The organism is Ruegeria pomeroyi DSS-3 (genome assembly GCF_000011965.2).
Classification (GTDB): domain Bacteria; phylum Pseudomonadota; class Alphaproteobacteria; order Rhodobacterales; family Rhodobacteraceae; genus Ruegeria_B; species Ruegeria_B pomeroyi.
Map to the genome: position 1 here is coordinate 4,102,544 of NC_003911.12, position 6,894 is coordinate 4,109,437.

A 6,894-nucleotide genomic window follows, 5' to 3' on the forward strand; every position below is an offset into this window, starting at 1 on the left:
GCCAAACTGTTAAGCAGTGGCAAATTTGTAAAGCCGGAGGATTTCATGGCCGAGACCGACGCCGCTGCTGCCCAGCAGCCGCCCCAGATCCAGATGCGTGTATTGGGTCAGTTCATTCGTGACATGTCGTTTGAAAACGTCATGGCGCAGCGCGGGGCCTCGGGCGACGTGCAACCCGACGTCAATGTCCAGGTCAATCTGGATGCCAAGAAGCGCAGCACCGACAACCAGTACGAAATTGCGATCAAGCTGAACATCACCTCCAAGGCCAAGGGCATGGACGATGTGCTGTTCGTGTTCGAGATCGACTATTGCGGCATTTTCCATGTCGAGGGTGTGCCGAACGAGCAGCTGCACCCGTTCCTGTTGATCGAGTGCCCGCGGATGCTGTTCCCGTTCCTGCGCCGCATCGTCAGCGATATCACCCGCGACGGTGGCTATCCGCCGCTGAACCTCGACAATATCGACTTCATGGCGCTGTACCGCTCGGAGCTGGCTCGCCAGCAGGCGGCCGCCCAGGCCGAGCAAAAGGCCGACGCCTGATCCGGAACGCGCGCCTGACCCGGGTCAGGCGCGTTTCCACACCGCGTTTTCCCCCAGTTTCTCGACAAACTCGGCATGCGCCGTGCGCTCTGCCTCGGTGATCCTTGCGGGAAGGGGGGTTGGCCGTGGCATCGCCCGCCAGGCGGTTTCCTGTCCGGGGCCATCGCCCGTTGTCACCGTCGACAGGCCGAAATCGGGCTGCTTGCCACCGATCAGTTCCAGATAGACCTCGGCCAGGATCTCGGCATCCAGCAAGGCCCCGTGCAGCACCCGGTTCGAGTTGTCGATGCCAAACCGCCGGCACAGCGCATCCAGCGTGGCGGGCGAGCCCGGAAATTTGCGCCGGGCCATGCCCAGCGTGTCGATGGCCCGATCGAACGGAATCTCGGGCAGGCCCATCCAGCGCAGTTCGGCATTCAGGAACTTCATGTCGAAGGACGCGTTGTGGATGACCAAATGGGAATCGGCGACGAAATCGCGAAACGCCTGTCCGACTTTGGCAAAGACCGGCTTGTCGCGCAGGGTCACCTGGCCCGGTTCCGGCTGTTGCGGCGGCTCCAGGATATCGGGGCCGATGCCATGCACGCCAAAAGCCTCGGCGGGCATCATCCGTTCGGGATTGATATACTGGTGATAGGTGTTGCCGGTGGCGATGTGGTTCCACAACTCGACCGCGCCAATCTCGACAATGCGGTCGCCGGTTTCAGGGTCGAATCCGGTGGTTTCAGTGTCGAGTACGATTTCACGCATGGATGTTACCCGCCCGTATCTGCCTGACGATATCCTGCACCTGCGCGCGGGCATGGTCCAGCGTGTCGGTCACGATCACGAAATCGGACCGCGCGCATTTTTCTTCGTTCGGCATCTGCTTGGCCCGGATCTGTTCGAACTGTGCCTCGGTCATGGTGCCGCGTGCCATGACACGGGCCTTTTGCTCCTCGGGCGGGATCGAGACACAGGCGACCGCATCCATCGCGGCCTCGCCCCCGGTTTCAAACAACAGCGGGATGTCAAAGACAAGGATATCTGCCGTCGCGCTGTCGCGGAACCGGGCGCGATCCTCGGCCACCAGCGGATGCACGATGGCCTCGATCCGTTTCAACGCCTGCGGGTCCTCGGCAATGATGTGTTTCAGCACCGGGCGGCTGACCGCATCGTCAACCACCGCATCAGGAAAGGCCGCCCGCATTGGCGCTACAGCCGCGCCGCCGCTGGAATAGAGCCTGTGCACCGCCGCATCCGCGTCCCACAGCGCGCAGCCTTCGTCCACGAACATCTGCGCCGTGGTGGATTTACCCATGCCGATGGAGCCGGTCAGCCCAAGTCGAAATGTCATCTGAGCGCGGCCGCGCGCGTGGCCGCATCGACAACCGGGCGCTCGCCAAACCAGCGTTCGAACCCCGGCACCGCCTGATGCAGCAACATGCCCAGCCCGTCGACCGTGGTGCATCCCATCTCTTCGGCTTCTGCCAGAAGACGAGTCTTGAGCGGAGCATAGACCAGATCGGTCACCACCGCATCCGCGCGCAGCCCATCCAGCGGCACCCGCAGCTCCGGCTTGCCGATCATCCCCAGAGAGGTTGTGTTGACCACAAGACGCGCATCCTCGATCACGTTCCCGGCCTGCACCCAATCGGCGACGGTGACCCGCTGGCCGAAATCGTCCTTCAGCTTGTCGGCGCGCACACGGGTGCGGTTGGTAACGATCACCTCGGGCACGCCAGCCTCGGCCAGGGCCGAGATCACCGCCCGCGCAGCGCCGCCGGCGCCAAACACCACCGCCGGCCCCGATTTCGGGTCCCAACCGGGCGCACCTGCGCGCAGGTTTTCCATGAAGCCATAGCCATCGGTATTGTCTGCCAGGATCCGCCCGTCTTCGCGAAAGATCAGCGTATTGACCGCGCCGATCAGCGTGGCCCGATCGGTGATCTGATCGGCAACCGACATCACCGCCTCTTTGTGCGGGATGGTGATGTTCACCCCTACAAAGCCTGCCTTGGGCAGGGTGCGCACCACCTGCGCCAGATCCTGGGGCGCCACATCCATCGGGATGTAATGGCCGTTGATGCCATAGGTTTTGAGCCAGTGGCCATGCAACCGGGGCGATTTCGAATGCGAAATCGGGTGGCCGATCACGCCAGCCAGCGGAATCCGGTTCTCGGTCATGTGTCAATCACTCCGCGCAATGCCAGAAAATTGAGCAGTTCCAACAGGGGCATACCCAAAACGTTAAAGTGATCCCCGTCAATGGTCGAGAACAGGCGAACGCCCTCTTCCTCAAGCTTGTAGCCGCCGACCGCGTGGCGAATGCTGTCCCAGTTGCGCGCCACGTAACCGCTCAGATAGCTGTCGGACAATGCCCGCATCCGCAGCCGGACCTGACCGACATGGCGCCAGACGGGTTGCCCGTTTTCATAGATCACCGCGGCCGACAGCAGCATGTGCCGCTGACCGCTCATCTGTTTCAGTTCCGCCAATGCGGTCTCGGGGCTGTCGGGTTTCGACAACAGCCTGCCCTGAAAGTCGAGCACCTGATCACATCCCAGCACCATGGCGCCGGGATGCTTGTCGCTGATCTTGCGCGCCTTCATCTCGGCCAGGGCATCGGCGATATCGCGCGGCGGTGCACTCTCGGCCAGCAGGGCTGCCTTTACCGATTCTTCATCAACGCGCGGTACATCCTTGGTAAAGGGGACGGCTGCGTTTTCCAGCAGCTGGGCCCGGATGGCCGAGCCGGATGCCAGGATGAGGGGGACAGTCATGTGGAAAACCCCGTGGGAAATCTGGTGATCGCTCTGGTACGGTTTTTCATGCTTTTCGGCTTGACGTGCAAGCCCGGGGAAAACCGATAAATCTCACCCGAGTCGCCCGGGTTCCATCCCATCTGGACAAGGATAACCGCACGAGCAGGGATAACAGGACATATTCATGGTCCTCCACCCGTACTCCCCGATCTTATCCGCCAAGAGAAGTTGATGTAAGCCACTGTTAAAAAATGTAAATGTTTGATGTTTCCACAGACCTCGGAACATTCGCGCAAAGTTTCACACATTGGGGAAAACCGCAGGGAGAGAACAGTTATCCACGAAAACGGAGCGGCCTACAAAACCATCAATCTTTCTTCTTTTCTTTTTTATTATTAGATACGAGGCCAGGACCCCGAAGAGAGACATGATGACCGACCTGCTGTTCACCCTCTACCCATGGGTCAAATCCCTGCACATCATGGCGGTGATCAGCTGGATGGCTGGTCTGTTCTATCTGCCCCGGCTCTTTGTCTATCACGTCGAAAAGGCTGAGAAGGTGCAGGAGGCACCGGCGATCTTCCACGAGATGGAAGAAAAGCTGGTACGCGTGATCATGCGGCCGGCCATGATCGTGTCCTGGGTCTGTGGTCTGATCATGGTTCTGACGCCCGGAATCGTCGACTGGGGCGAGGTCTGGCCCTGGACCAAGGGTGCGTCCGTCATCGCGATGACCTGGTTCCACGAGTGGCTCAACGCGCGTCGCAAGGGCTTTCTAGCGGGGCAGAACCGGCTGACCGGGCGCCAGTACCGGATGATGAACGAGGTACCGACGCTGCTGATGGTGGTGATCGTGCTGTCGGTGATCGTGAAATTCTGATCCCCCTTTGACTCTGCCTGCCAGCGCGCTTATCTAGGGGTCAACGCGCCCGTCCGGGCATCCGTGTCTCCTGTTCACATATTCCGTTCTAGCGCCGCCACAGGGCGGCAGAGGGTCCGTATACGATGACGATCGAATCCCTGAATCTTGCCGATCTCAAGGCAAAGAGCCCCAAGGACCTGCTGTCCATGGCCGAGGAGCTGGAGATCGAAAACGCCTCGACCATGCGCAAGGGCGAGATGATGTTCCAGATTCTGCGCGAGCGCGCGGACGAGGGATGGACCATCGGCGGCGATGGCGTGCTTGAGGTGCTGCAGGACGGCTTTGGCTTTCTCCGCTCGCCCGAGGCGAACTATCTGCCGGGTCCTGACGACATCTATGTCTCGCCCGACATGATCCGCCAGTACAGCCTGCGCACCGGTGATACGGTCGAGGGTGAGATCAAGGCGCCTGACGATAGCGAGCGCTATTTCGCCCTGACCAATGTCACCATGATCAACTTCGAAGATCCCGAGAAGGCGCGCCACAAGATCGCCTTTGACAACCTGACGCCGCTTTACCCCGATGAGCGGCTGAAGATGGAGATCGAGGATCCGACCATCAAGGATCGCTCTGCCCGGGTCATCGACCTGGTCGCACCGATCGGCAAGGGCCAGCGTTCGCTGATCGTGGCGCCGCCGCGGACCGGTAAGACGGTGATCCTGCAGAACATCGCCCACTCGATCGAGCGCAACCACCCCGAGTGCTATCTGATCGTTCTGCTGATCGACGAACGCCCCGAGGAAGTCACCGACATGCAACGCTCGGTCAAGGGCGAGGTGGTGTCCTCGACCTTTGACGAACCGGCGACCCGCCACGTGGCCGTGTCGGAAATGGTGATCGAAAAGGCCAAGCGCCTGGTCGAGCATAAACGAGATGTTGTGATCCTACTCGACTCGATCACAAGACTTGGTAGGGCATTCAACACCGTAGTCCCGTCCTCGGGCAAGGTTCTGACCGGTGGTGTGGATGCTAACGCGCTCCAGCGGCCCAAGCGGTTCTTTGGTGCGGCCCGGAACATCGAAGAGGGCGGCTCACTAACCATCATCGCAACCGCGCTGATCGACACCGGCAGCCGGATGGACGAGGTGATCTTTGAAGAGTTCAAGGGTACCGGCAACTCGGAACTGGTGCTGGATCGCAAGATCGCAGACAAGCGCGTGTTCCCGGCCATCGACATCCTGAAATCCGGAACCCGGAAAGAGGACCTGCTGGTCGACAAGGGCGATCTGCAAAAGACCTTTGTCCTGCGTCGTATCCTCAACCCGATGGGCACCACCGATGCGATCGAATTCCTGTTGTCGAAGCTGAAACAGACCAAGACAAATGGTGAGTTCTTCGATTCGATGAATACCTGATCCGGTATCCCGGCAGCGCGAGGGCAAGGATATGGACACGATTTTTGCCTTGGCCACGGCACAGGGCAAGGCGGGTGTTGCAGTCATCCGCCTGTCGGGTCCGCGCGCCTATCACACCGCCTGCCTGCTGGCGGGGCCCGACCTGCCGTCGCGGGGCCTGTCGGTCCGGCAGCTGAAGGATTCGCAGGGCGCCCGCCTGGATGATGGTGTGGTGCTGACCTTTGCCGCACCTGCCAGCTTTACCGGCGAGGACGTCGCCGAATTCCAGATACATGGCAGCCTGGCCACCACCGAAGCGGTGCTGCGGTGTCTTGGCGATCTTGACGGATTGCGCCTGGCAGAGCCCGGGGAATTCACCCGGAGGGCTTTGGAAAACGGCAAGATGTCTCTTCCCCAGGTCGAGGGGTTGGCCGACCTGATAGACGCCGAGACCGAGGCGCAGCGCAAACAGGCGCAGGCGGTGCTGAATGGAGCATTGGGCCAGTTGGCCGAAGGCTGGCGTGCCAAACTGATTCGCGCCGCCGCGCTGCTGGAAGCGGTGATCGACTTTGCCGATGAAGAGGTCCCGACAGATGTCAGCCCCGAGGTGCGGGCGCTGTTGGCCGAGGTGCGCGCGGATCTGGAACACGAGATCGCCGGCGTCCGTATCGCGGAACGTATTCGAACCGGGTTTGAGGTGGCGATCATCGGGCCGCCAAATGCCGGAAAATCGACTTTGTTGAACATGTTGGCGGGTCGCGAGGCAGCGCTGACATCGGAAGTCGCAGGAACCACCCGTGATGTGATCGAGGTGCGCATGGACCTTGGCGGACTGCCGGTTACTCTGCTCGACACTGCTGGACTGCGTGAAACCGGTGATCTGGTCGAGGGAATGGGCATCGCCCTGGCCCGGCGTCGGGCGGACCAGGCCGATCTGCGGGTCTTTCTGACAGAGGATGTCGATGCCATGGGCGTGGAATTGCAGCCCGACGATCTGCATGTTCTCCCAAAGGCTGACCAGCGCCCGGATACGGCAAACGCGATCTCGGGCGTGACGGGGCAGGGGGTTGATCAGCTGGTGCAGCGGATCTCGGATGTACTCAAGACCCGGTCCTCCAGCGCCGGTATTGCCACCCGCGAGCGTCATCGCGTGGCAATGAAAACCGCTTTAGACGCCCTGGATCGCACCGGCACTGTTCTGGAATCGGGCCCGGACCTGTATGATATCGCTGCCGAAGAACTGCGCACCGCGATCCGTGCACTGGAATCTCTGGTCGGCCGGATTGGAGTGGAAACGCTGTTGGACGAAATCTTTGCGTCCTTCTGCCTGGGTAAGTGAGGAGTGTTTCAC

8 protein-coding genes are annotated in these 6,894 nt (G+C 61.0%); 4 read left to right on the forward strand and 4 right to left on the reverse strand.

Translation table 11 applies throughout. From position 1 onward, the window contains the following. Nucleotides 1–45 precede the first annotated feature (45 nt). A complete protein-coding gene (gene secB, locus SPO_RS19735; protein ID WP_011049559.1) occupies nucleotides 46–543 on the forward strand; it encodes a protein-export chaperone SecB in 498 nt (165 codons plus the stop codon). A gap of 24 nt (nucleotides 544–567) precedes the next feature. On the opposite strand, the gene dnaQ is transcribed toward secB, so the two are convergent. Genes dnaQ through SPO_RS19755 form a run of 4 tightly spaced genes read right to left on the reverse strand, consistent with a single transcriptional unit; the run spans nucleotide 568 to nucleotide 3,305 of the window. Next, complete coding sequence (gene dnaQ, locus SPO_RS19740; protein WP_011049560.1) at nucleotides 568–1,293, reverse strand: DNA polymerase III subunit epsilon; 726 nt, start codon at nucleotides 1,291–1,293, stop codon at nucleotides 568–570. After that, nucleotides 1,286–1,879: a dephospho-CoA kinase gene (gene coaE / locus SPO_RS19745; RefSeq protein WP_011049561.1), complete on the reverse strand. Its 594-nt coding sequence runs from the start codon at nucleotides 1,877–1,879 to the stop codon at nucleotides 1,286–1,288. Before coaE ends, dnaQ begins: the two co-directional genes overlap by 8 nt. After that, complete coding sequence (locus tag SPO_RS19750; RefSeq protein WP_011049562.1) at nucleotides 1,876–2,709, reverse strand: shikimate dehydrogenase; 834 nt, start codon at nucleotides 2,707–2,709, stop codon at nucleotides 1,876–1,878. Before SPO_RS19750 ends, coaE begins: the two co-directional genes overlap by 4 nt. Further along, nucleotides 2,706–3,305, reverse strand: coding sequence for a Maf family protein (locus SPO_RS19755; RefSeq protein ID WP_011049563.1), 600 nt, complete (start codon nucleotides 3,303–3,305; stop codon nucleotides 2,706–2,708). Before SPO_RS19755 ends, SPO_RS19750 begins: the two co-directional genes overlap by 4 nt. A gap of 412 nt (nucleotides 3,306–3,717) precedes the next feature. On the opposite strand from SPO_RS19755, the gene SPO_RS19760 reads away from it, so the two are divergent. From SPO_RS19760 to mnmE, 3 genes are all read left to right on the forward strand, one after another. Further along, nucleotides 3,718–4,167 carry a CopD family protein gene (locus SPO_RS19760; protein ID WP_044029424.1) on the forward strand — a complete coding sequence of 150 codons (450 nt, stop codon included), beginning with the start codon at nucleotides 3,718–3,720 and terminating at the stop codon, nucleotides 4,165–4,167. A gap of 125 nt (nucleotides 4,168–4,292) precedes the next feature. Beyond that, nucleotides 4,293–5,564 (forward strand): transcription termination factor Rho, encoded by a 1,272-nt coding sequence (rho, locus tag SPO_RS19765; protein WP_011049565.1) that lies wholly within the window; start codon nucleotides 4,293–4,295, stop codon nucleotides 5,562–5,564. A 31-nt stretch (nucleotides 5,565–5,595) separates the two neighbouring features. Further along, nucleotides 5,596–6,882, forward strand: a complete 1,287-nt coding sequence (mnmE, locus tag SPO_RS19770) for a tRNA uridine-5-carboxymethylaminomethyl(34) synthesis GTPase MnmE (protein WP_011049566.1) — start codon at nucleotides 5,596–5,598, stop codon at nucleotides 6,880–6,882. Nucleotides 6,883–6,894: the final 12 nt, after the last annotated feature.